Raw genomic sequence first — 23731 nt, 5'->3', positions numbered from 1 at the left:
CGCGAGCGAATGAGACCCTTCTGGCTGCAACAGGCCCTGGCTTCGGAACAGGACGCGGTGTGCCCGCCGCTGCAAGGCGATGCCCGCTGCGACGTGTGCATCGTCGGCGGTGGCTACACCGGTCTGTGGACCGCGCTGATGCTCAAGGAGGCAGTGCCGGCACTGGACGTGCTGCTGATCGAGGCGGACATCTGCGGTGCGGGTGCCAGCGGGCGCAATGGCGGCTGTGCGTTGTCCTGGTCGGCCAAGTACTTCACCCTTGAACGCTTGTTCGGGGCGGCCGAAGCGGTGCGCCTGGTGCGTGAGTCAGAGCGCAGCATCGGCGCCATCGGCGAGTTTTGCGCCGCCAATGGCATCGACTGCGATTACCGCCTGGACGGCACCCTGTATACCGCCACCAACCAGGCGCAGGTCGGCGCCACCGATGCGGTGATCGCGGCGCTGGCGCAGAAGGGGATCAATTCGTTCGAGCGCCTGGCGCTGGACGAGGTGCAGCGCCTGGCAGGTTCGGCGCGGCACCTGGAAGGCTGGTTCTCACCCGCGGCTGCCACTGTGCAGCCCGGGCGGCTGGTGCGCGGCCTGCGCCGCGTAGCGTTGCAGCGCGGGGTGCGTATTCATGAAGGTAGCGCGATGACCGGCCTTGAGCACGGCGCGCCGGTGCAGGTGCGCACGGCCCATGGCACGGTGCGCGCCGACCGCGTGGTGCTGGGCCTGAATGCCTGGATGGCACGCGCCTTCCCGCAGTTCGAGCGCAGTGTGGCGATCGTCTCCAGCGACATGATCATCACCGAGCCGTGCCCCGAGCTGTTGCGCGAGATTGGCTTGAACAACGGCATCAGCGTGCTCGACTCGCGGATCTTCGTGCACTACTACCACAACACATCCGATGGGCGCCTGATGCTCGGCAAGGGCGGCAACACCTTCGCTTATGGCGGGCGCATGCTGCCGGTATTCGACCAGCCCTCGCCCTACCGGCCGCTGCTGCGCGAAACCCTGGGTGAGTTTTTCCCGGCATTGGCCGATGTGCCGCTGGCGGCCAGCTGGAACGGCCCGTCGGACCGCTCGGTGACAGGGTTGCCGTTCTTTGGCCGGTTGGACGGGCAGGGCAATGTGTTCTACGGCTTTGGCTACTCCGGCAGTGGCGTAGGGCCGTGCCACATGGGCGGCCAGATCCTATCGTCGCTGGCGCTGGGCCTGGACAACCCCTGGACCCGCTCGCCGCTGGTCAAGGGCCCGCTGGGGCTGTTCCCGCCGGAGCCGATCCGTTACCTGGGGTCGCTGATGGTGCGCAACGCCATCCGCCGCAAGGAGCGGGCAGAAGACCGCGGGCTGCGGCCGCGCCACCTGGACGTGCGCCTGGCGCGCTTCGCGGCGGCTGCGGGCAAGGCCGACAAGGCGTGAGATTTCTTGTCGATCACAGGCGCGAGGGCGTATAAACTGCTCCCACTTTTGGCCGGTCGCTTCCTGAACCGGCCGCTGAAACAAGAGAGTCGACATGGGCGCACAGTGGAAAGCCAAACATAGAGAAACAGCTGCCAATGCCAAGGGCAAGATCATGGGCAAGCTGTCCAAGGAAATCCAGATCGCAGCCAAGTCGGGCGCCGATCCCGACATGAACCCGCGCCTGCGCCTGGCCATCGTGCAGGCCAAGAAGGCCTCGATGACCCGCGAGACCCTGGACCGTGCGATCCGCAAGGGTGCTGGCCTGGACGGCGATGCCGTGCAGTACCATGCGGTGAGCTACGAAGGCTTCGCGCCGCACCAGGTGCCGCTGATCGTCGAGTGCCTGACCGACAACGTCAACCGCACCGTTGCGCAGATTCGTGTGCTGTTCCGCAAGGGCCAGTTGGGTGCCAGCGGTTCGGTGGCGTGGGACTTCAACCACGTCGGCCTGATCGAAGCGACCCCGGCAAGCGCTGATGCCGATCCGGAAATGGCGGCAATCGAAGCGGGTGCTCAGGACTTCGAAGAAGGTGAAGAAGAGGGCTCGACCCTGTTCATCACCGACACCACCGACCTCGATGCTGTGCAGAAGGCCCTGCCAGAGCACGGCTTTACCGTCACTGCGGCGAAGATCGGTTACACCCCGAAAAACCCGGTGAGTGCTGCCAGCCTGAGTGCTGAAGCACTGGCTGAGGTCGAGGCGTTCCTGGAGGCGATCGACGAGAACGATGATGTGCAGAACGTCTACGTTGGTCTGACCGACTAAACGCCGGGGCCGCTTTGCGGCCCAATCGCCGGCAAGCCGGCTCCCACAGAGGAGCGCGTATTCCTGTAGGAGCGGGCTTGCCCGCGATGGGGCCGGTGAATACAACAAAGGCGCGCCTGATGAACCCAACCTTCGCCTCCCTGAGCCTCGCCCACCTGCGCACCCTCGATTGCCTGCTGCAGCTCAAGAACCTCAGCCACGCCGCCGAGCGCCTGGGCGTCAGCCAGTCGGCCCTGAGCCGCCAACTCGCTCACCTGCGCGAAGGCTTCGACGACCCGCTGCTGGTACGCCAAGGCCGCGGCTACGTGCTCAGCGAATACGCCGAAGCCCTGGTCGAACCGCTGCGCCAGGTGCTCGAAGAACTCCAGGCCCTGCGCCAACCCGCCGCCTTCGACCCGGCCCGCTGCGAGCGGCGCTTCTGCCTGGCCGCTTCCGATTACGTTGCCGAACACATGCTGCCGCTGCTCGTGGCTGCGCTGGAGCAGGAAGCCCCCGGCGTCTGCATCGAATACCGCACCTGGCAGGCGGGCCAGTACGCCTTGCTCGCCAGTGGCGAGATCGACCTCGCCACCACCCTGTTCGACGAGTCGCCGCCCAACCTGCACGGTCGCCTGCTCGGCGAAGACCGTGCGGTGTGCCTGATGCGACGGGAGCACCCGTTGGCAGCTAGTGAAGCACTGAGCCAGGGCGATTACCTTGCCTTCAAGCACGTGCGCATCTCCGGCGGTGGCGACAAGGACAGTTTCATCGACCGCCACCTGCGCGCCCAAGGCCTGCAGCGGCGGGTCAGCCTGGAGGTGCCGTTCTTTTCCGCCACCGTGCAGGTGGTCGCCAACAGCCAGGCGCTGGCCACCGTGCCGGAGCACATCGCCCGCCAGCTGTGCCGCCTGCATGACCTGGCCTGGCGGCCGCTGGGCTTTGTCGAGCACACCCAGCGCTACTGGGTGGTATGGCACCAGCGCCTGCAGGCGTCGGCCGAGCACCGCTGGCTGCGCAACCGGGTGTTCGAGCTATGGCGCCAATCGCAATTTGGTGTGCAGGGCGGGCATGCGGGTTTGCCATAGCAGGTATGCGCGAAGCGGGGTTATTCGGCGGGTAGCAGGCGCCTAGACTGTGGCCACAAGCCCGCCCACAGGAGACCGCGCGTGACCCCAGAACAATTTCGCCAGTACGGCCACCAACTGATCGACCTGATCGCCGACTACCGCCAGACCGTCGGCGAGCGCCCGGTCATGGCCCAGGTCGAGCCCGGCTACCTGAAGGCCGCCTTGCCGGCAGGTGCCCCGCAGCAGGGCGAGCCATTCGAAGCGATTCTCGACGACGTCAACACGCTGATCATGCCTGGCTTGTCGCACTGGCAACACCCGGACTTCTACGGCTACTTCCCCTCCAACGGCACCTTGTCGTCGGTGCTCGGCGATTTCCTCAGCACCGGCCTGGGGGTACTCGGCCTGTCGTGGCAATCCAGCCCGGCGCTGAGCGAACTGGAGGAAACGACCCTCGACTGGCTGCGCCAGCTGCTGGGCCTGTCTGCGCAGTGGAGCGGGGTAATCCAGGACACCGCCTCCACCAGTACCTTGGTGGCGCTCATCAGTGCCCGTGAACGCACCAGCGATTACGCGCTGGTGCGCGGTGGCCTGCAGGCAGAGGCCAAACCGCTGATCGTATATGTCAGCGCCCACGCCCACAGCTCGGTAGACAAGGCGGCGCTGCTGGCCGGCTTCGGCCGGGCGAACATCCGCCTGATTGCCACGGACGAGCAATTCGCCATGCGCCCGGACGCCCTGCAGGCCGCCATCGAGCAGGACATTGCCGCCGGCAACCAGCCCTGCGCGGTAGTCGCCACCACCGGCACCACGACCACGACGGCGCTGGACCCACTGCGCCCGATCGGCGAAATCGCCCAGGCCCACGGGCTGTGGCTGCACGTCGACTCGGCCATGGCCGGTTCGGCGATGATCCTGCCCGAGTGCCGCTGGATGTGGGACGGCATCGAGCTGGCCGATTCGGTGGTGGTCAACGCGCATAAGTGGCTGGGCGTGGCCTTCGATTGCTCGATCTACTACGTGCGCGACCCGCAACACTTGATCCGGGTGATGAGTACCAACCCCAGCTACCTGCAGTCGGCGGTGGATGGCGAGGTGAAGAACCTGCGTGACTGGGGCATTCCGCTGGGCCGGCGTTTCCGGGCCTTGAAGTTGTGGTTCATGTTGCGTAGCGAGGGGGTAGAGGCGTTGCAGCAACGACTGCGCCGTGACCTGGCCAATGCCCGCTGGTTGGCCGAGCAGGTCGAGGGGGCGGCAGATTGGGAGCTTTTGGCGCCGGTTCAGCTGCAAACGTTGTGCATTCAGCATCGGCCTGCGGGGCTGGAAGGGGAAGCGCTGGATGCGCATACCAAGGGCTGGGCGGAGCGGCTCAATGCTTCGGGTGACGCGTATGTCACGCCGGCGACCTTGAATGGGCGATGGATGGTGCGGGTGTCGGTTGGCGCGCTGCCCACCGAGCGTGAGCATGTCGAGAAGCTGTGGTTGCGGATGCAGGAAGTGATCAAAGGTTGAAACAGCTGGGGCTGCCATGCGGCCCATTCGCGGGGCAAGCCCGCTCCCACAGAGACTGAGGCCGCCCTATGGCCTGTGGGAGCGGGCTTGCCCCGCGAATGGGCTGCAAGGCAGCCCCATGCGGTCTATCAGTTGCTCACAGCCTGAAAGCTACCCTTGCGGCTCGCTTCAAAGGCTTCTTTCTCCATCGGCTTGGCCTGCGGGTTCCCCAAATCTTCCATCGCCAGGCGATGCGTCTCCGGCGCGATATAAGCCGCCAGTGCACACACGCAGGTAATGAAGAACGCCAGGCCACCCACCACCAGCGGGATGTTGTCCGAACCCGGCGGGGCCACCAGGGCGAACAGCGCAGGCAGCATGGCGGTCAGCATGGTGCCGACGTTCTGCGCGATGGCCATGGCCGACACGCGGTAGCGGGTATGGAACAGCTCAGGGTAGAAGCTTGGGAACACCGCGTTATAGCCCTGGTAGACCATGCCCCACATCACGATGGACGCCGCAAAGGCCAGTGGCACGTTCTGAATGCTGATCGCATACAGATAAACGAAGGCGAGCAGGCCCGAACCCAGGCAGCCGGCGATCATGGTCGGGCGACGGCCGATCTTGTCGGAAAGGTTGCCGACAAAGGGGATTACCAGCACCGCAACGATGTTGCCCACCACCGGTATCCACAAGTACACGCTCTTGTCGAAGCCGATGCCGTAGGCCGGCTGCACCGCGTAGGCTGCACCGAAGATGGTGGCGACAACCGGGATCACGTTCATCAACGCCATGAACATCACCAGCACCATGTGCTTCCAGCTGTGGCGGAAGGCCTCGCTGATTGGCGACTTGGCAACTTTGTCCTGTTTCTCTTCCTTCACGAACGCCGGGGTTTCGTGCACTTCCTTACGGATGATGAAACCTGCAATCAGCACCACCGCGCTCATCAGGAACGGAATGCGCCAGCCCCAGTCGTTGAAGGCTTCGCTGGGCATGAAGTACGCCAGTGGCAGGAACACCGCCGCCGCCAGTACCTGGCCGGCCTGCACGCCCTGCAAGGTAAAGCTCGCATAGTAGCCGCGGCGGCCGAACGGTGCGTGCTCCATGATCATCGAGCTGGCCCCGGAAATTTCACCGGCCACCGCAAAGCCCTGAACCAGGCGCAGCACGACCAGCAAGGCGGGGGCGAGCAGGCCGATGTCGTGGTAGGTCGGCAACAGGCCGACGGCCATGGTCGACAGGCCCATCAGGAACATGCACAGCAGCAGGACGTTCTTGCGGCCGCGGGTATCACCCCAGTGGCCGAGCACGAAGGCGCCGACCGGGCGGGCCAGGTAGCCCACGCCGTAAGTAGCCAGCGAAGCGATGATGGCCATTTTCGGGTCAGTATTGGGGAAGAAGATCTGCGGGAAAATCAGCGCCGCAGCCTGGGCGTAGATGAAAAAGTCGTAGTACTCGAGTGCCGAGCCTATCCATCCGCTGGCGGTCGCTTTCTTGGCTTGAGAGCTGGAGTGGGCCATCGTTGTCTCCGTTGTTTTTGTTGGTCGCCGCACAGCAGGCGCCGTCGGGCGGCGGCCGGTAGGTGTGCGATCGCTATCGGGAGTTTTCGGTGCGCTTAATGAACGGACGGTCGCAGGCGGAGTCTGCCAAGGGAGGACGAACGAGCAGGTGCGGGTTGCAAGGCGATTGAGGTTTGCATAGGTCGGTACCCGTTTTATTGAACTTATTATGTCGTGGCGTTGGGCTTGTACGCGCGGGCTGCGCCGAACGGCTATCTGGGCAGAAAAGGGCGGTCGGTGTGCCTGCGTCTGATCCCATGGTTGCCCACGGGTGACAGTGAATCAATTCGCCAAAACGGGTTTTGTGCGGTAATCGAACGCAAAACTAACCGTTCCGTACAAAGTGATTGCTGGCGCGACTTTACCTGCGAATAATTGAACATGCCAGGAACCCGTCGAGGTTCGGTTTGTTGCCTTTTCCAATAACAAGGAACCCCACCATGCAGCGTTCGATAGCCACCGTGTCCTTGAGCGGCACCCTGCCGGAAAAGCTCGAAGCCATCGCCGCCGCCGGTTTCGACGGCGTCGAGATCTTCGAGAATGATCTGCTCTACTATGCCGGCAGCCCCCGCGAAGTGCGGCAGATGTGCGCCGACCTGGGCATCGCCATCACCCTGTTCCAGCCGTTTCGCGATTTCGAAGGCTGCCGCCGCGATCGCCTGCAAAAGAACATTGACCGCGCCGAGCGCAAGTTCGACCTGATGCAAGAGCTGGGCACCGACCTGGTGCTGGTGTGCAGCAACGTGCAGGCCGACGCGTTGGGCGAAGAACAACTGCTGGTGGACGACCTGCGCCTGCTCGGCGAACACGCGGGCAAACGCGGCCTGCGCATCGGCTACGAAGCCTTGGCCTGGGGCCGCCACGTCAACACCTACCAGCAAGTGTGGAACCTGGTGCGCCAGGCCGACCACCCGGCGCTGGGGGTGATCCTCGACAGCTTCCACACCCTGTCGCTCAAGGGTGACCCGGCGGCGATCCGCGACATCCCCGGCGACAAGATCTTCTTCGTGCAGATGGCCGACGCGCCGATCCTGGCCATGGACGTGCTGGAGTGGAGCCGCCACTTCCGCTGCTTCCCAGGCCAGGGTGAAATGGACCTGGCCGGTTTCCTCGCGCCGATTCTCGCCACCGGTTACCGCGGCCCGCTGTCGCTGGAAATCTTCAACGACGGCTTCCGCGCCGCACCACCGCGGCAGAACGCCGCCGATGGCCTGCGTTCGCTGCTGTACCTCGAAGAGCAGACCCGCCTGCGCCTGCAGCAGGAAGGCACCGCCATCGAGCCGGGCGTGCTGTTCGCACCGCCCGCCGCCAGTGCCTATGATGGCGTGGAGTTCCTTGAATTTGCCGTCGACGAGGCCGTCGGCGCGCGCTTGGGCGGCTGGCTCAAGCGCTTGGGTTTTGCCGATGCCGGCAAGCACCGCAGCAAAGACGTACGCCTGCTGCGCCAGAACGATATCAATATCGTTCTCAATGCCGAGCCGTACTCCTTTGGCCACAACTTCTTCGAGGCCCACGGCCCGTCGTTGTGCGCCACCGCGCTGCGGGTCAAGGACGAACACGCCGCGCTGCAGCGCGCCACCGACTTTCGCGGCCAGCCGTTCCGCGGCCTGGTCGGCCCCAATGAATGCGAAGTGCCCGCCGTGCGCGCCCCGGACGGCAGCCTGATCTACCTGGTGGAGCAGGGCAAGGAAGGCCCGTCGTTGTACGACACCGACTTCCGCCTGGACCCGGCCGCCACCGCCACCGGCGGCCTGCAGCGCATCGACCACATGGCCCTGGCCCTGCCGGCCGAGTCGCTGGACAGCTGGGTGCTGTTCTACAAGAGCCTGTTCGACTTCGCCGCCGATGACGAAGTGGTGCTGCCCGACCCTTACGGCCTGGTAAAAAGCCGCGCCCTGCGCAGCCAGTGCGGCAGCCTGCGTTTGCCGCTGAACATCTCGGAAAACCGCAACACCGCGATTGCCCATGCGTTGTCCAGCTACCGTGGCTCCGGTGTGCACCACATCGCCTTCGATTGTGCAGACATCTTCAAGGAAGTGGCGCGCGCCAAGGAAGCGGGCGTACCTCTGCTGGAGATCCCGCTCAACTACTACGACGATTTGGCGGCGCGTTTTGATTTCGACGACGAGTTCCTCAGCGAACTGGCGTACTACAACGTGCTGTACGACCGTGACGCCCAGGGTGGCGAGCTGTTCCACGTGTACACCGAGTCGTTCGAGGACCGCTTCTTCTTCGAGATCATCCAGCGCAAAGGTGGCTATGCCGGATACGGTGCGGCGAACGTCGCAGTGCGCCTGGCGGCGATGGCCAAGCGGCGCAGTGGCGCGGCGCGCAAGCCGGTGTTGTAACGGACAGGGCAGGTTCATGCCTGCCTTGATCGTTGTTGCGTAGCAGAGATCGAGCGCCGCGCGTGCGGCGCTCGATCAGACGAGGCACTGTCCGCCTGCCAACACCCCTCACACACTTTGCCCTCCCACCAGCACCACCCATCCGCCAAACCCCAGCAAAATCAAGCCGTTGAACCCGGCACAACTCCTGCAACAGGGCTATCAAAGCCCAGTCCCCGCAGGAGCGACCTTGAACCGACCCATCCTCCCCCTGATCCCGCTCTGCGCCGTGCTGGCCCTGGTCGGCTGCGAGCGTGCCGAGCAGCACGCGGCGCAAAGCACCCAGCCGATCCACGGCGGTACGCTGGTGTACGCCACCGACCGCGAACCCACCTGCCTCGACCCGCACGTGGCCGGCGACATGCCCCAGGTGTTCGTCGCCCAGCAGTACCTCGACTCGCTGGTGTCGATGGACAGCCACGGCCAGATCGGCCCCTGGCTGGCCAGCCGCTGGGAGGTCTCCGCTGACGGCCTGCGCTATACCTTCCACCTGCGCCGCGACGTGCATTTCACCGATGGCACGCCGTTCAATGCCGAGGCGGTCAAGGCCAACCTCGATCACATGGCCAACCCCAAGACCCAGTCCAGCACCGCCGGGGGTTATATCCGCCAGTATCGAAGCACCAAGGTGCTCGACGACTACACCGCTGAGGTCACGCTGGCCACGCCCTATGCAGCCTTCCTGGAGGTGTTGGCGCAAGGCTTTCTCGGCATCCAGTCGCCCACCGCGCTGGCTCGCAGCCGTGACGAAAACTGCGAAAGCCCGGTCGGCAGCGGGCCGTTCAAGGTGGTGCGATGGGACCGGCAGAACCAGGTGGAGCTGGTACGCAACCCGGACTACAACTGGGCGCCGCCGACCGCACAGCATCAAGGGCCGGCGTATCTTGCGCGCATCGTCTGGAAGTTCATCCAGGAGCCGTCGGTGCGCTTCGCCTCGCTGCAGGCCGGTGAGGTGGACGTAATCGAGGCGCTGCCGCCGGAATCGCACGAGGCAGCGCGGCGCAACCCCGACGTGGACCTGATCATCGCCCAGCGCCCGGGCAACCCCACCAACGGCACCTTCAACCTGCGCCGGGCGCCGTTCGACGATATCCGCGTGCGCGAGGCACTGGTGCGCAGCGCCGACGTCGAGGGCGCGCTCAAGAGCGTGTACTTCGGCGAGTTCCCGCGCTCCGGGGGGCCGCTCAGCGTGGCCACGCCGTTCTACAGCGGCGACTTCGAGCGCAGCCAGGATTACGACCCGGCGCGCGCCGCCACGCTGCTCGACGAAGCCGGCTGGACCCGCCGCGACAGCGAGGGCTACCGCACCAAGGGCGGCCAGCGCCTGCGCGCGGTGGTGCTGATCGGCGCGCGCACACCGCCGTCGGAGCTCACCCTGTGGGAGCAGGTGCAAGCCACCACGCGCCAGGTCGGCATCGAGCTGGTGCTCGACCAGATGAGCGACGCCCAGGTCACCAGCCGCCAGGCCGCGTGGGACTACGACATCCGCATCGGCTACTGGAACACCAACACCCCCGACGTGCTGCGCATCATCTTTACCAGCGCCTTCGTCCAGCCGGCTGGGGTGGGTGGCTACCACCAGAACTCATCCGGCTACGCCGACCCAGGCTTCGACGCCTTGCTCGACAGCGCCCTGGCCACGCAAGACGCCGAACTGCGCCGCCAGCGTTATCACCTGGCGCAGCAGCAGGCAGCGGCGCAATACCTGCAACTCACCACCTACCCGCAAAGCACCCGCCTGGGCATCTACAAGACCGCCCACGGCGTGCGCCTGGAGCCTTCGCTGGCGGTGACCTACCTCTATGACGCATGGGTGAACAAATGACTTCGACAACCCTCGCCGTGACCGACCCGCGCCGTGAGCGGCTGGCCGCGCTGGGCCGCCGCGCGGGCATCCGCCTGGCCGGCGGTGTGCTGGTGCTGTGGGCGGTGGCAACGCTGACCTTCTTCGCCTTGCGCCTGATGCCGGGCGACCCGGTGCTGGCGATTCTCGGCGGCACCACAGGCAACCCTTCGCCCGAAGCCATCGAAGCCGCACGCCAGGAGTTCGGCCTCGACAAGCCGCTGGCGGTGCAATACGTGCTCTACCTCGGGCGCCTGCTGCAGGGTGACCTGGGCATGTCCTACTCGCAGCACCTGCCGGTAACGCGGGTTCTGGCCGAGCAGGGCGGCGCCACGTTCGAGCTGACCGTGGCGGCACTGGTGCTGGCCTGGTTGCTGGTGCTGTTGCTGACGGTGGTCACCGCCGGCCGTGGCCGTTTGATCGGCGGCGTGGCTTCGTTGCTGGAAACCGTGAGCGCATCGTTGCCGCACTTCTGGCTCGGTGTGGTGCTGCTGGCAGTGTTCGCCTTCGGCCTGCGCTGGTTCCCGCCGGCGGGTAGCGATAGCTTGGCCAGCCTGGTGTTGCCGGCGTTTTCACTGGCTATTCCGTTGGCAGGCTTCATTGCCCAGGTGACTCGCGAATCCCTGGAGCTGACCCTCGAGCAGCCTTTCGTACTGACGGCGCGCACCCGCGGCCTGAGCGACCTGGCGGTGCGTTTCAAGCATGCCCTGCGCCATGCCTTGCTGCCTGGTGTGGCGCTGTCGGGCTGGGCCATCGGCGCGCTGATCAGCGGCGCGGTGGTGTGCGAGGTGATCTTCTCGCGCAAGGGCATCGGCCGCCAGCTGTACCAGGCCGTACAACTGCAGGACCTGCCGCTGGTGATCGGCATCAGCCTGGTGGTGGCTGCCGGCTACGTGCTGGCCAACATTCTGGTCGACCTGCTGTACCAGTGGATCGACCCTCGGCAACAGGAGGCTGCAGCATGACTGACCTGACCTTGGGCCGGGCCCTGACGCCCGTGCGCCGGCAACGGCGCCTGAGCCTGCCGCCGCTGGGCGCCAGCCTGGCAATCCTGTTTTTGCTGGCGCTGGTGCTGGCGGCGTTGCTGCCGGGGCTGTTCACCCGCATCGACCCGCTGGCCATCGTGCCGCGCGAGGCGTTCCAGCCGCCCAGCTGGGTCCATTGGCTGGGCACCGACCAGTCGGGCCGCGACATCTTTGCGCGGATCATCCACGGCGCCCGTCAGAGCCTGCTGATCGGCGTGGCGGCCACGGCTATCTCGATGGCTATCGCCATTGCCCTGGGGCTGCTCGGCGGCCTGGGTGGGGCGCGTGTGGACCGGGCGGTGGGTTGGCTGCTGGAGGTGCTGTTCGCATTCCCCAGCCTGGTGCTGGCGCTGTTGTTCGTGGCGGTGTTCGGCAGCGGCGTCGGCCCGCTGATCGTCGCCACCGGGCTGGGGGGCGCGCCGGGCTATGCGCGCATGGTGCGCGGCCAGGTGCTGGCGGTGCGCAATGCCGGTTACATCGAAGCCGCCCGCGCGCTCGGCCACCCGACCTCGCGCATCGTCCTGCGCCAGTTACTGCCCAATGCCATGCGCCCGCTGGTGGTGACGCTGACCATGGGCGTCGGCCAGGCCATCGTCTGGGCCTCGGCGCTGAGCTTTCTCGGTCTGGGCGCGCGGCCGCCGGCGCCGGAGTGGGGGACCATGCTGTCGATGGGCCGCGACTTCATTGCCAATGCCTGGTGGCTGACCTTCTTCCCCGGTTTGTTCATCGTCCTGACCACGCTGGCCACCACGGTAACCGGCCGCTATATCCAACAACGCCTGGAGGGCCGCCTGCCATGAGCGACAAGACCTTGATCGTCGAGGGGCTGACCGTGGCTTTCGAAGGCCGCAGTGTGGTCCGTGATTTGTCTTTCACCCTGCAACCGGGGCGCTGCGTGGCGTTGGTGGGTGAGTCGGGCTCGGGCAAGAGCGTCAGTGCCCGCAGCCTGGTGGGCCTGGCCGGGCGGGGTGCGCAGGTGAGCGCCCGCCAGGCGAGTTTCGGCGGGCACGACCTGCTCGACCTGAGCGAGCGCCAGTGGCGCGCGGTGCGCGGCAAGGACATCGGCTTCGTGCTGCAGGATGCGCTGGTGTCGCTCGACCCGCTGCGGCCGGTGGGCAAGGAAATTCTCGAAGTGCTGCAAGCGCATCAGTATGGCGACCGACACAGCCGTGCGGCGCGTGTGCACGCGTTGCTGGAGCGGGTCGGCGTGCCGGATGTGGCCTTGCGTGCCCGGCAGCGCCCCGGGCAATTGTCCGGTGGCTTGCGTCAGCGTGCGCTGATTGCCAGTGCGCTGGCGCTGGACCCTGCGCTGGTGATCGCCGACGAGCCGACCACTGCCCTGGATGCGACGGTGCAGGCGCAGATACTTGAAGTGTTCCAGCAGATCAAGGCCCGCGGCGCGTCACTGTTGATCATCAGCCATGACCTGGCGGTGGTCGCGCAACTGGCCGATGACGTGGTGGTGCTGCGCCATGGCGAGGTGGTGGAGCAGGGGCCGATGCAGCAGGTGCTGCGCCAGCCGCGCCACCCGTACACCCAGGCGTTGCTGGCGGCGGTGCCGGCCGAACACCCGCGTGGCAGCCGATTGTCACCTGAGCGCGCAGGGGTAAAACGTGACCCCAAGCCCCGGCACAAAAGCGACGTGCTGCTGGAGGGGCGCGGCCTGGGCAAGCGTTACCTGGGCCCCGACGGGCTGCTGCGGCAGGTAGTGCAGGGTGTCGATTTCACCCTGCGCGCCGGGCGCACGCTGGGCATCGTCGGCGAATCCGGCTCGGGCAAGACCACGGTGGCGCGCATCGCCCTGGGCCTGTTGCAGCCCGATGAAGGCGAGGTGCTGTACCGCGGCCAGCCCTGGAACCGCCCGGGTAACGCCGTAACGGAAGCACTGCGCAGGCCGTTGCGCCGCGAGATCAGCGTGATCTACCAGGACCCGCTGGGCTCGTTCGACCCGCGCTGGAGCGTGGCGCAAATCCTCGACGATGCGCTGCAGGTGGCGGGCATCGAAGCGCCGGCCAGGCCGGCGCGCATTGCCGTGCTGCTGGGCCAGGTGCGCCTGCCGGCCGAGCTGGCGCAGCGCCGGCCGTTGCAGCTGTCCGGCGGCCAGCGCCAGCGGGTGGCGATTGCCCGGGCAATTGCCAGTGAGCCGAAGCTGATCATTTGCGACGAACCGGTTTCGGCACTGGACGTGTCGGTGCAGGCCCAGGTGCTCGATCTGCTGGCTGATCTGCAGGACGAGCTGGGCCTGGCCTACCTGTTCATTTCCCATGACCTGGGGGTAATTCGTCATGTCAGCGACGACGTGCTGGTGATGCGCCATGGCCAGGTGGTGGAGCAGGCGCCGGTGGAGCAGTTGTTCGAGCGGCCTGCGCATGAATACACGCAGCGGTTGCTCGGCGCCGTGCCAAGGCTGCCTGGTAGTGGTGCCGAACTCGTGGTGCCACCGCTGGATCTGGAGCACGAAGCTTTCGACCTGTTCGACGAGTCGCGCCTCTGGAAGATCGCCATCTGACTCAAAGGCCCACCGCCATCATCTGTGGGCTGTACCGGCCCTATCGCCGGCAAGCCGGCTCCCACAGGGATCGTGCAAACATTATCGAATGCTGTACCTAAAGGACTGAACCATGACGACTTTCCAACGTTTCACCCCCCAGGCGCCAGCCACCAGTATCGCAGCGCTAAACGCCCGCATCGCGGCCCTGCTACCGGCCATCGGCGAAGGCGCCGCCCAACGCGAGCGTGAGCGACAACTGCCCCACGAAGCCGTGGCCCAGCTCGCCGCCGCCGGTGTGTACACCGTGCGTATCCCCACCCAATACGGCGGCCCCGGTGGCAATGTCAGCGACGTGATCGAACTGCTGCTGCAGATCGCCGCAGTCGACTCCAACGTCGCTCAGGCCCTGCGCCCCGGTTTCGCCTTCGCCGAAGGCCTGCTGGTGTCGCGTGCCGAAGGCGCCGAGCGGGAGCGCGAGCGCTGGTTCGCCCGCTACCTGGACGGCGCGGTGATCGGCAACGCCGGCTGGGAACTGGGCGGTGCCAACGGCGCTATCGCGGCGCGGCTGGTGCGCGAGGGCGAGCACTTTCGCGCCAATGGCAGCAAGTACTACAGCACCGGCGCGCTGTTTGCCGACTACGTCAGCGCCGTGGCCCTGGACGAGGACGAGCAGCCGGTGTCGTTCATCCTGCCGCGCGAGCGCGAGGGCCTGGAGCTGGTGGACGACTTCGATGCCATGGGCCAGCGCCTGACGGCCAGCGGCACTACCCACCTGCGCAATGTGAAGGTCGAGGCCAGTGATATTCGCCCGCGCACCGTGGAGGAGGGCAAGCGCACGATTGTCACGCCGTTCCTGCAGCTGTTCCTCGGCACCGTGCTGGCTGGCATCGCCCGCAATGCCTTGGACGATGCCACCCGCTTCGCCCGCGAACACGCCCGGCCGATCAAGCACAGCTCGGCCAGCCGCTCGGTGGACGACCCCTACGTGGAACTGTCGATAGGCGACATCGCGGCCCGCGCTTATGGCGCCGAAGCCCTGGTGCTCAAGGCCGCCGCGAGCATCGACCAGGCCTGGACCGCAGGCCTGGATGAGGCTGCTGTGGAGCAGGCCGCCATCGAGGTGGCACAGGCACAGTACCTGGTCGCTGAGCTGGCGCTGAAGGCGGCCGAAACGCTGTTCGACGTGGGCGGCGCCTCCACCACCGGCCGCCAGCACAACCTCGACCGCCACTGGCGCAACGCCCGCACCGTGGCCAACCACAACCCGCGCCAGTGGAAGGCGGCGGTGGTCGGTGCATGGCAGCTCAAGGGCACCCGGCCGCCAGTCTCGGGGCTGTTTTGACCGCCCAGCCGGCCCTGTTGGCCGGCCATGTGCAGAGCCCTAAGGTGCCGGTGATCATCGGCGCCGCGCTGTTCATGGAGTTGCTCGACAGCACGGCGGTGATGACCGCGCTGCCGCAAATGGCCACCGATTTTGGCGAGCCGGGCCTGCGCATGAACCTGGTGGTGTCGCTGTACATGCTGGCGCTGGCCTTGTGCGTGCCGCTCAGCGGCTGGGCGGCGGAGCGCTTCCGGCCGCGCCAGGTGATGCTGCTGGCGATGGGGCTGTTTACCTTCGCGTCATTGACCTGCGCCCTGGCCGAGTCGCTGTGGCAGCTGTGCCTTGGGCGCATGCTGCAAGGTGCCGCCGGTGCGCTGATGACGCCGGTAGGGCAGGTGATCATCCTGCGCTGGTCGAGCCGTGAGCAACTGCTGCAGGCCATGTCCTGGCTGGCGTTGCCGGCATTGGTCGGGCCCTTGATCGGGCCGTTGCTGGGCGGGTTGCTGGTCACGGTGCTGTCGTGGCACTGGATCTTTCTGGTCAACCTGCCGATCTGCCTGCTGGGCTGTTGGCTGATCCTGCGCCATGTGCCGGACTACCCGGCCCGCCCGGTTCCGCCGCTGGACCTGCGTGGCCTGCTGCTCAGTGGCGGGGCGCTGGCCATGCTGGTGTTGGGCCTGGAGTCGCTAGGGTTAGGGCAGTTGCCGCGGGTGTGGGCACTGGCGCTTGTCGCTGCCGGCGTGGCCTGTGCGCTGGGCTACCTGGTGCATGCGCGGCACCACCCCAGCCCGCTGGTCGACCTGTCGCTGCTGCGCCTGCGCAGCTTCGGCGTAGCCCAGGCCGGTGGCGGGTTGTTTCGTCTGGGTTCGGCGGCGCAGCCGTTTCTGATCGTGCTGTTGTTGCAGAATTGCCTGGGCATGAGCCCGCTGGCGGCCGGGTGGCTGGTGGTCAGTGGTGGCGTGGGCGCGTTGTTGATGAAGCTGCTGGCGGTGCCGCTGGTGCGGCGCTACGGCTACCGCCGGGTGCTGAGTTGCAACGCCGTGCTCAGTGGCGCCGGCATTGCCCTGTGCGCCAGTTTCGACCGCGACACCGCAGTGTGGTTGATGGCCGTGGTGCTGTTTGCGGCAGGCCTGGTGCGCTCGCTGCAGTTTTCCACGCTGGGCGCTGCCAGTTATCAGGATGTGCCGGGTGAGCGCTCGGCGGCGGCCTCTTCGCTGTCGGCCATGTCGGTGCAGTTGACCATGGCCATGTCGGTCAGCCTGGCGGGCGTGCTGCTCGGTGTGTTGGCTGGTGCAGACGGGCGCAGCGAAACCTCGGTGGCGGATATCGCCACGGTGATGCTGGCGTGTGCCGCATTGTGCGGGTTGTCCGGGGCGGTATTCCGCCGCTTGGCGAGCTGACCCCGCTCTGATGGCACAAACGCTAACTTAGTGATTTGGCGGGGACCCTGTAGGAGCGGCTTCAGCCGCGAATACCGGCGAAGCCGGTGCCATCCACCGCGGCGCCTGCTTCGCCGCAAAAGCCGCTTGTGGGAGCGGGCTTGCCCGCCAAGAGGCCAGTACGGTCGCGATCAATCTCAGATCGACAACCGCACCAACCGGTTATCCACCACCTGTGGCTCTGGCCCCCGCCGCTTGTTCACCACCAGCTCGCCAATCGCTATCAGCCGGGTACGCGTGACATTGCGCGACAACCCCAGCAACTGTGCGGTATGCACCTGGTTGTAATGGCAGAAGTGGTACGCCGAGCGCAGCAGCGCATTTTCCACCTTCTCGTATAAATCCCCCGGCTGTTCCTCGTACAGCCGGCTGAACGCCTGCTGCAGCAGATCCTCCACGCCATTGCTCGCCGGTTCTTCCTCCTGGCGCTCCAGGCGCAGGTTGGACAGGCGCAGGTCCTGGGCCTGCACCAGCCCGTCCCCACAGGTCAGCAAACTGTGGTGAATCACGTTCTCCAGCTCGCGAATGTTGCCCGGCCAACTGTACTCCACCAGCTTGGCCTGGGCCTTGGGGCTCAGCTCCACCGGCCCGTAGCTCAGCCGTTCGCTGTAGGTGCGGATGAAATGCCGCGCCAGTGGCAGGATATCGCCGGGGCGGTCACGCAAGGGGTGTAGCTGCAGGGTGACCACGTTCAGTCGGTAGTACAGGTCTTCGCGAAAATGCCCGGCGTTGATCGCCTTTTCCAGCTGCACATTGGTCGCTGCCAGCACCCGCACATTGATCGGGATACTCTTGCGCGAGCCCAGGCGCACCACCTCACGCTCCTGCAGCACGCGCAGCAACTTGACCTGGATCGGCAGTGGCAAGTCACCGATCTCGTCGAGGAACAACGTGCCGCCATTGGCCTCCTCGAACCAGCCGGCTTTGGCTGCCAGGGCGCCGGTGAAGGCGCCTTTTTCATGGCCGAACAGCTCGGCTTCGACCAGCGATTCAGAGAAAGCACCGCAGTTCACCGCAACGAACGGGCCGTTGCGCCGGCCGCTGAGGTTGTGAATATGGCGCGCGACCAGCTCCTTGCCCGTGCCGGTTTCGCCGATGATCAGGACGCTGGCCTCACTGGGGGCGACCTGTTGCAGGTGGGCGAGCAGCGCCTGCGATCTGGGGTCTTCGAAGACCTGTGCGGTCGCCCTGATCGAGGTAGCCAGTTGCGGTGACGGGGGGAGGGTCAGCAGTTGCATGGGCGATCCTTAGGAATAGAAGGATGGGGCAGGGCGCTTGCCGCTGAGGGCCCACTCGCCGAGCTCGTGGATACGGTAATCCACCGGGTCGTGCAGGGTTTGCGTCCTCAGGTTGCGCCAGTGGCGATCAAAGCGCAGCGAGGCGTGGGTGGCGCGGGCGCCGGTCACCTCGAACAATCGGTTGCAGATGTCCAGGCCGTGGCGGGTGGCCGCAACCTTGGCGGTGCCGATGGCCAAGGCCAGGTCGCCGCGCTCCTCGGCGGTCAGCGCCTGCTCCTTGGCCCAGGCACTGTCGAGCTGGTTGGCGGCGCGCTCGATCAGCAGCCGTACGCTTTCCAGGCCGACCCAGAACTCGCCGTAGTGGCGCAGCACGTAAGGGTCCTCTGCGGTGGTGCTGGCGCCGGAGCGGAACCACGGCCGGCTTTCGTTAAGGGTGTACTGGCGGGCTTCGTCGAACGCCCCTTCGGCGATGCCAAGGAACAGGTTGGCGAAATGCAGCTGGGCGATCAGCGGGCGCAAGGCGGCGAACGGGGTGCTCAGCGGGCCTGGGTCCAGCAGCAGTTCGTTATGCTCGACCCGCACCCGCTCGAAGGTGGCGCTGCCACTGTCGGTCTGCCGCTGGCCGATGTTGTTCCAGTCGTTGTGCAGGGAGATGCCGGTGCGCCCGCTGGGGATCGCGGCGATCAGCAGCTTGCCCCCGGCGCGTTCGTCAACTGCCGAGGCAATCAGCATTTCCGAATCGCTGGCGCCGGAGCAGAAGCTTTTTTTGCCCGAGAATTCGCACCAGCCATCGAAGTGCTTGACCACCGTGCGGGTGTCCAGCGGGTTCAGGGCATTGCCCCAGAACCAGTGTTTGCGCGCGGTCTGTTCGAACCACGGCTGCCATTGATCGGGGCGCGAGAACAGGCGCACGGTGGCCAGCATCAGGTGATGGAAGCCGAATACGTGGGCGATGGAACTGTCGACGCGGGCGAACTCGCGCACCACCTCGAAGGTGTCGCGCCAGCTGGCGCCCTGGCCGCCGAAGGCCTGCGGAATCGCCAGCGACAGCAGGCCGCTGTTGCGCAGGGCGTCGCGCTCGGCCTTGGGGCTGCCGCCGCGCTCGTCACGCTCGACGGCGCTCTGGGCGAACTGCCCGGCCAGTTCCCTGGCAATGGCCAGGGCAGGGCGTTGGGCTGGGTTTACAGATGCATTCATGGCCGCTCCTCAGGCGCTCTTGCGCAGCGCGTGGTGCGCGCCGAAAAGGGGGACGGCACGCTCGGCAGCCAGGCGGATGCGGGCGCTCAGGGCGTCGCTGGACACCCGGTAGTCAGCCAGCTCGGCTTGGCTGGCATACACGCCAATCGGCAGGGTCAAGGCCTGCAGGAAGCTGAACAGCGGACGCAACTGGTGATCGAGTACCAGTGCGTGGCGTTCGCTGCCGCCCGTGGCGGCGAGCAGCACTGGGGTGTCGACCAGCGCGTCCTGGCCGATCAGGTCGAACAGGTGCTTGAAGTGGCCGGGGAAGCTGCCGCGGTAGACCGGTGTGGCCACGACCAGCAGGTCGGCCTTCTCCACCAGGCGCAGCTGTTGTTCGACAGTGTCGGGCAATTCGCTGCGCCACAGTGCGCCACCCAGAGGGCGGGCGATGTCGCCCAGCTCGATCAGGTGCGGCTTGATGTTCAGGTGCTGGCCCAGTTCGGCAAGGATCGCTTCAGTCAGGGTCAGGGTGCGCGACGGGCGGGCGGTGCCGCCGGACAGGGCTACGACATTCAGTGGGGCGCTCATGGCAGGTCTCCGGTTGAATAAGCGGGACTTTGCTTGAGCAATCGTCGTGCCGATTTTTAATTCTGATAGGGATCAACAGGTTGCGTGCGTTTCAGGGCAGCTACCGGTGTTGCCTTGTGGGCGTTGAGTGTTGATCGGGTGTTGCGCTGCAGACAGTTGGCCAGGTGTTGGCGGCTGCACAGTTGGAAGAGTTATAGAGGAAAACCGAATGTTAAAAAAAGAATAAGAATTCATATTCTTATTCTTTTTCTGTGTTGAAGGGTTGTGATCGAGGCTCTCCTGAAGCCTGCCGGGGCGCGATGCGCCCCTTTCGCGACACAGGGCCGCTCCCACACGGGGCTTTTGCATGGCAGCAATGAAATCAAAGGGCTTGGGCAACCTTGGTCGCGACTTCAGCTGGTAACCAGGCTTTCCATACATCCGGGTTGTTGCGCATGAAAGCCTGGGCGGCCTTCTCGGGCGCGAGGCGTTTGTCGTTCATCTCGGCCAGGGCCTTGTTCAGGCGGTCGATCGGCAGGTCTACCTTTTCGAACACCGCGACCAGCTCCGGGTAGTTGTCCTTGAATGCCTTGGACACGCCGATCGACAGCTTCGCCGGCAACGACTGGCTGCCCCGCGGGTTCGGGTTCTTCGGGTCGGTCAACGTCGCCCAGGCTTGGGCATCGAAGGGCGGTTCTTGCAGCCGCACCAGGTCGTAGCGGCCGATAAGCGGGGTTGGGCTCCAGTAGTAGAACAGCACCGGCTTGCCACGGCGGATCGACGATTCGACTTCGGCATCCAGCGCCGCGCCGGTGCCGCTGCGGAAGTTGGTGTACAGGCCGTCGAGCCCGTAGGCCTTGAGTTTCTGGCTGTTGACGATCTCCGACGTCCAGCCGCTGGGGCTGTTCAGGAAACGGCCTTTGCCAGGCGCTTCCGGGTCGTTGAACACCTCAGGGTAGCGCTTGAGGTCGTCGACACTGCGCAGGTCCGGCGCCAGTGGCTTGAGGTTGCGCGCCGGGTCGCCCTTGATCACGTAGGCCGGTACCCACCAGCCTTCTTCGGCGTTTTTCACCGTGTCGCCCAGGGCGAACACCTGGCCCGCCTCTTCGGCCTTGACCCAGGCAGGGCTGCGCCCGGCCCATTCCTCGGCAACCACCTGCAGGTCATTGCGCGCCAGCGCCACTTCCATGCTCACGGTGCTGCCGGGGAGGGTGTCGGTGGGGTAGCCGTAACCGTGCTCGACGATCAGGCGCAGAATCTCGGTGGTCAGCGCGCCGCTTTCCCAGTTGATGGCGCCGAACTGGATGGGGGCGCGCGCTTCGGCCGCGGCGGCGCTGTCGGTGCTGGCCAGGCCTGCGGCCAGCAGCAGGCCGGCCAGCAGCGTTGGAATTTTCTTCATCGGGACCTCGAGGGTTGTCACTCGGTGTGCCGGGCAAGTGTAGCCGACGGCATCCCGGCGCCCTCGTGCACCCGGCCGAACGTGCCGGGCGCCGCGGTGTTGCGCGATCAGACCCGGAACTGATCCATCAACGCCTGCTGCTGGTTGGCCAGGCTGTTGAGCGACTGGCTGACCCGCGCCGATTCGTTGGCCTGCCCCGACAGCGACTCGGTCACATCGCGGATGGTCGCGACATTGCTGTTGATCTCCTCGGCCACCGCACTTTGCTCCTCGGCCGCCGAGGCGATCTGCAGGTTCATGTCGCTGATCACCGTCACTGCCTGGCCGATGCGCTGCAGCGCGGTGACGGCCTGGCCGACCTGTTCCACGCCGCCCTGGGCCTGGCGGTGGCTGTTGTCCATGGCGCCTACCACTTCGCGGGTGCCGGCCTGCAGGGCTTCGATAACCTGACGGGTTTCTTCCACCGACTCCTGGGTCCGCTGGGCCAGGTTGCGTACTTCATCGGCGACCACCGCAAAACCACGGCCGGCCTCACCGGCGCGGGCGGCTTCGATGGCGGCGTTGAGTGCCAGCAGGTTGGTCTGCTCGGCGATCGAGCGGATCACCTCCAGTACCGAGCCGATCTTCTCGCTGTTCTGCGCAAGCCCTTCGACTTCGGCCATGGCATTGCTCATGTCCGCGGCCAGGGCATCGATGCTGCGCGTGGTGCGGTCGATCACCGCCAGGCCTTCACGGGTGGCCTGGTCGGCGTCGCGTGCAGCCTGTGCGGCCTGGGAGGCGCTGCGGGCGACGTCCTGGGCGGTGGCGCTCATCTCGTGGGAGGCGGTGGCCACCTGGTCGACCTGGCGGTACTGCTGCTCCATGCCGGCGCTGGTTTCGGTGGCAATCGCAGACGACTGGTCGGCAGTGCCGCGCGCAGCCTGCACCGAGCGTTTGACCTCGGCGATGGTCGGCTGCAGTTTGTCCAGGAAGCGGTTGAACCAGCCGGCCAGTTCGCCGAGTTCGTCACGTTTGTCGTAGGTCAGGCGGCGGGTCAGGTCACCTTCGCCACTGGCGATGTCCTTGAGCATTGCCGCCACGCCGAGAATCGGCCGGGTCACGCCACGCGCCATCAACCACACCAGCAACAGGCCGGCGATTGCCGCAGCCAGGCCCAGGCCCAGCTCCAGCAGGGTGCCGCTGGTGTTCAGGGCATCCAGCTCTTGCTTGAGTGCCTCGGCCGGGCCGGTCAGGGCGTTTTCCGGCACATCCAGCAGCACACCCCACGGTTGCGCACCGGGGATCGGCTGGAAGGCGGCGAGCACTTTCAGCCGCTGCTGATCGTGGTGCACGCTCAGCTTGCCTGCGGCCAGCGTGCGCACCAGTTCGGCGCCGTTGCGCGGGTCGACCTGGTCAAAGCGTTGGGCGAGCTTGCTGGCGTCGGCGCTGTAACCGGCCAGCAGGCCCACGGGGCTGAGGATGCCGACTGTGGTGCGGCCTTCGTACAGGCTGCCGCTGGCCTCCTGGCTCAGGGCCTGAAGGCTGTTGAGGTTGATGTCGATGGAGAGGGTGGCGATCACCTTGCCGTTGACTGCCAGCGGGAACACGATGCTGGTCATCAGCACGCGCTGGCCGTCGATGTCATAGAAGTACGGCTCCACCACGCAGACCTTGCCGCTGCTGCGCGGGCACACCCACCAGGTGTTGGCGGGCTGGCCGCTGGGGCCGATCTCGGTGTTGGCCATGTCGTGCTCGGGCAGCGCCATGGCGGTCAGCTGGCCTGCGCGCGGCTGTGACCAGTAGAGCGCGAAACGCCCGGTTTCGTTGCTGCCCAGTTCCGCCTGGCCGGTGAACAGGCTGTCCTTGTTATCCAGGGCATTGGGTTCGAACACCAGCGACAGGCCCAGCAAGTCGGGGTTGGCCTGCAGGGCTGCGCGCACCTGGCGGGTCATGTCCTCACGCAGGTCGAAGGCATCCAGGTAGCGTTTTTCCGCCTGCTCACGCAGGAACAACACTTGGCGGGCGAAGCCGGCACCGTACTGGTAGGCATCCATGAACTGGCGGCGGATGTTCAAGGCCTGAACCTCGCCCTGCGACTCGATGCGTGCCTGCGCGGCCTCGCTGAGCATTTGCATGCTGCTGGCTTTGACCAGGTCCGAGCTGTGGTCCATGCGGTAAAGCGAAAGGCCGACGAGCAGGCTGACGATGCCGGCCAGGCACAGACCGGCGAGCAGGGTGATCTTCCACTGGATGGAAAGTTGTCGCAGAGGCATGAGGGGGAATCCCTTTTTTTGGCAGTAAGGGTTTGGCTTTGGGGTGTTGGGTGTTGGGTATTGGGCGTTGGGAGGTGCCTGTCTTGAGGTTTTTAGTGTTTCGCAGATCGAGCGCCGCCCGCGCGGCGCATCGCGAAGCGCTTGCCTTGGGATCTTTAGCGCCATTGAGACCGAGCGCCGCCCGCGCGGCGCATCGCGGGCAAGCCCGCTCCCACATTTGTTGCAACGTGCCATGGCCTGTGAGGCCATAGTTGCCAGCCTTGTTGGCATGATCCAATTTTT

The 23731-nt window shown here is 66.1% G+C and carries 17 protein-coding genes and 1 pseudogene; 11 read left to right on the top strand and 7 right to left on the bottom strand.

The window, feature by feature from the left end; all coding sequences use genetic code 11:
- The first annotated feature begins 9 nt into the window (after window positions 1-9).
- The 4 genes from ACNQPL_RS16995 (at window position 10) to ACNQPL_RS16980 (ending at window position 4767) form a co-directional block, all read left to right on the top strand.
- On the top strand, window positions 10-1401 hold the full coding sequence (locus ACNQPL_RS16995) for an FAD-dependent oxidoreductase (protein ID WP_416467317.1): 1392 nt from the start codon (window positions 10-12) through the stop codon (window positions 1399-1401).
- A gap of 94 nt (window positions 1402-1495) precedes the next feature.
- Entirely contained in the window at window positions 1496-2209 is a 714-nt protein-coding gene (locus ACNQPL_RS16990) for a YebC/PmpR family DNA-binding transcriptional regulator (protein ID WP_387528001.1), read from the top strand.
- Between the two features lie 119 nt (window positions 2210-2328).
- A complete protein-coding gene (locus tag ACNQPL_RS16985; RefSeq protein ID WP_416467316.1) occupies window positions 2329-3273 on the top strand; it encodes a LysR family transcriptional regulator in 945 nt (314 codons plus the stop codon).
- An 81-nt stretch (window positions 3274-3354) separates the two neighbouring features.
- Window positions 3355-4767, top strand: coding sequence for a DOPA decarboxylase (locus ACNQPL_RS16980; protein WP_416467315.1), 1413 nt, complete (start codon window positions 3355-3357; stop codon window positions 4765-4767).
- A gap of 128 nt (window positions 4768-4895) precedes the next feature.
- Here ACNQPL_RS16980 and ACNQPL_RS16975 read toward each other — a convergent pair whose 3' ends face one another.
- A complete protein-coding gene (locus tag ACNQPL_RS16975) occupies window positions 4896-6269 on the bottom strand; it encodes an MFS transporter (RefSeq protein ID WP_346613034.1) in 1374 nt (457 codons plus the stop codon).
- A gap of 479 nt (window positions 6270-6748) precedes the next feature.
- On the opposite strand from ACNQPL_RS16975, the gene quiC reads away from it, so the two are divergent.
- The 7 genes from quiC to ACNQPL_RS16940 all read left to right on the top strand — a co-directional run bounded on the left by quiC (window position 6749) and on the right by ACNQPL_RS16940 (window position 16775).
- Window positions 6749-8656 (top strand): 3-dehydroshikimate dehydratase QuiC, encoded by a 1908-nt coding sequence (gene quiC, locus ACNQPL_RS16970; protein ID WP_346613035.1) that lies wholly within the window; start codon window positions 6749-6751, stop codon window positions 8654-8656.
- A 268-nt stretch (window positions 8657-8924) separates the two neighbouring features.
- Window positions 8925-10520 carry an ABC transporter substrate-binding protein gene (locus tag ACNQPL_RS16965; protein ID WP_416467370.1) on the top strand — a complete coding sequence of 532 codons (1596 nt, stop codon included), beginning with the start codon at window positions 8925-8927 and terminating at the stop codon, window positions 10518-10520.
- Window positions 10517-11503 (top strand): ABC transporter permease, encoded by a 987-nt coding sequence (locus ACNQPL_RS16960; protein WP_346613036.1) that lies wholly within the window; start codon window positions 10517-10519, stop codon window positions 11501-11503. The genes ACNQPL_RS16965 and ACNQPL_RS16960 overlap by 4 nt, the downstream gene beginning before the upstream one ends.
- A complete protein-coding gene (locus ACNQPL_RS16955) occupies window positions 11500-12363 on the top strand; it encodes an ABC transporter permease (RefSeq protein ID WP_416467314.1) in 864 nt (287 codons plus the stop codon). Before ACNQPL_RS16960 ends, ACNQPL_RS16955 begins: the two co-directional genes overlap by 4 nt.
- Window positions 12360-14072, top strand: a complete 1713-nt coding sequence (locus tag ACNQPL_RS16950; RefSeq protein ID WP_416467313.1) for a dipeptide ABC transporter ATP-binding protein — start codon at window positions 12360-12362, stop codon at window positions 14070-14072. The genes ACNQPL_RS16955 and ACNQPL_RS16950 overlap by 4 nt, the downstream gene beginning before the upstream one ends.
- Window positions 14073-14184: 112 nt before the next feature.
- Window positions 14185-15396, top strand: coding sequence for an acyl-CoA dehydrogenase family protein (locus ACNQPL_RS16945; protein ID WP_416467312.1), 1212 nt, complete (start codon window positions 14185-14187; stop codon window positions 15394-15396).
- Window positions 15351-16775, top strand: a complete 1425-nt coding sequence (locus ACNQPL_RS16940; protein WP_416467311.1) for an MFS transporter — start codon at window positions 15351-15353, stop codon at window positions 16773-16775. The genes ACNQPL_RS16945 and ACNQPL_RS16940 overlap by 46 nt, the downstream gene beginning before the upstream one ends.
- Before the next feature lie 176 nt (window positions 16776-16951).
- Here the strand turns inward: ACNQPL_RS16940 and sfnR are convergent, their stop codons facing one another.
- From sfnR to ACNQPL_RS16910, 6 genes and pseudogenes are all read right to left on the bottom strand, one after another.
- On the bottom strand, window positions 16952-18052 hold the full coding sequence (gene sfnR, locus ACNQPL_RS16935) for a sigma54-dependent transcriptional activator SfnR (protein ID WP_346613042.1): 1101 nt from the start codon (window positions 18050-18052) through the stop codon (window positions 16952-16954).
- A 9-nt stretch (window positions 18053-18061) separates the two neighbouring features.
- Window positions 18062-19249, bottom strand: a complete 1188-nt coding sequence (locus ACNQPL_RS16930) for an acyl-CoA dehydrogenase family protein (protein ID WP_416467310.1) — start codon at window positions 19247-19249, stop codon at window positions 18062-18064.
- A gap of 9 nt (window positions 19250-19258) precedes the next feature.
- Complete coding sequence (msuE, locus tag ACNQPL_RS16925; protein WP_346613044.1) at window positions 19259-19819, bottom strand: FMN reductase; 561 nt, start codon at window positions 19817-19819, stop codon at window positions 19259-19261.
- A gap of 361 nt (window positions 19820-20180) precedes the next feature.
- The gene (locus ACNQPL_RS16920) at window positions 20181-21197 is read right to left on the bottom strand and encodes an ABC transporter substrate-binding protein (protein ID WP_346613045.1); all 1017 of its coding nucleotides are present in this window, start codon (window positions 21195-21197) and stop codon (window positions 20181-20183) included.
- A 107-nt stretch (window positions 21198-21304) separates the two neighbouring features.
- On the bottom strand, window positions 21305-22060 hold the full coding sequence (locus ACNQPL_RS16915) for a methyl-accepting chemotaxis protein (protein ID WP_416467368.1): 756 nt from the start codon (window positions 22058-22060) through the stop codon (window positions 21305-21307).
- Between the two features lie 102 nt (window positions 22061-22162).
- Window positions 22163-23128 (bottom strand): annotated as a pseudogene (locus ACNQPL_RS16910) (HAMP domain-containing protein); the annotation flags it as partial.
- Between the last annotated feature and the right edge of the window lie 603 nt (window positions 23129-23731).

The sequence above is a fragment of the Pseudomonas sp. LFS044 genome (genome assembly GCF_047978245.1).
Taxonomy (GTDB): domain Bacteria; phylum Pseudomonadota; class Gammaproteobacteria; order Pseudomonadales; family Pseudomonadaceae; genus Aquipseudomonas.
This window is presented reverse-complemented; position numbering and strand designations above follow the sequence as displayed.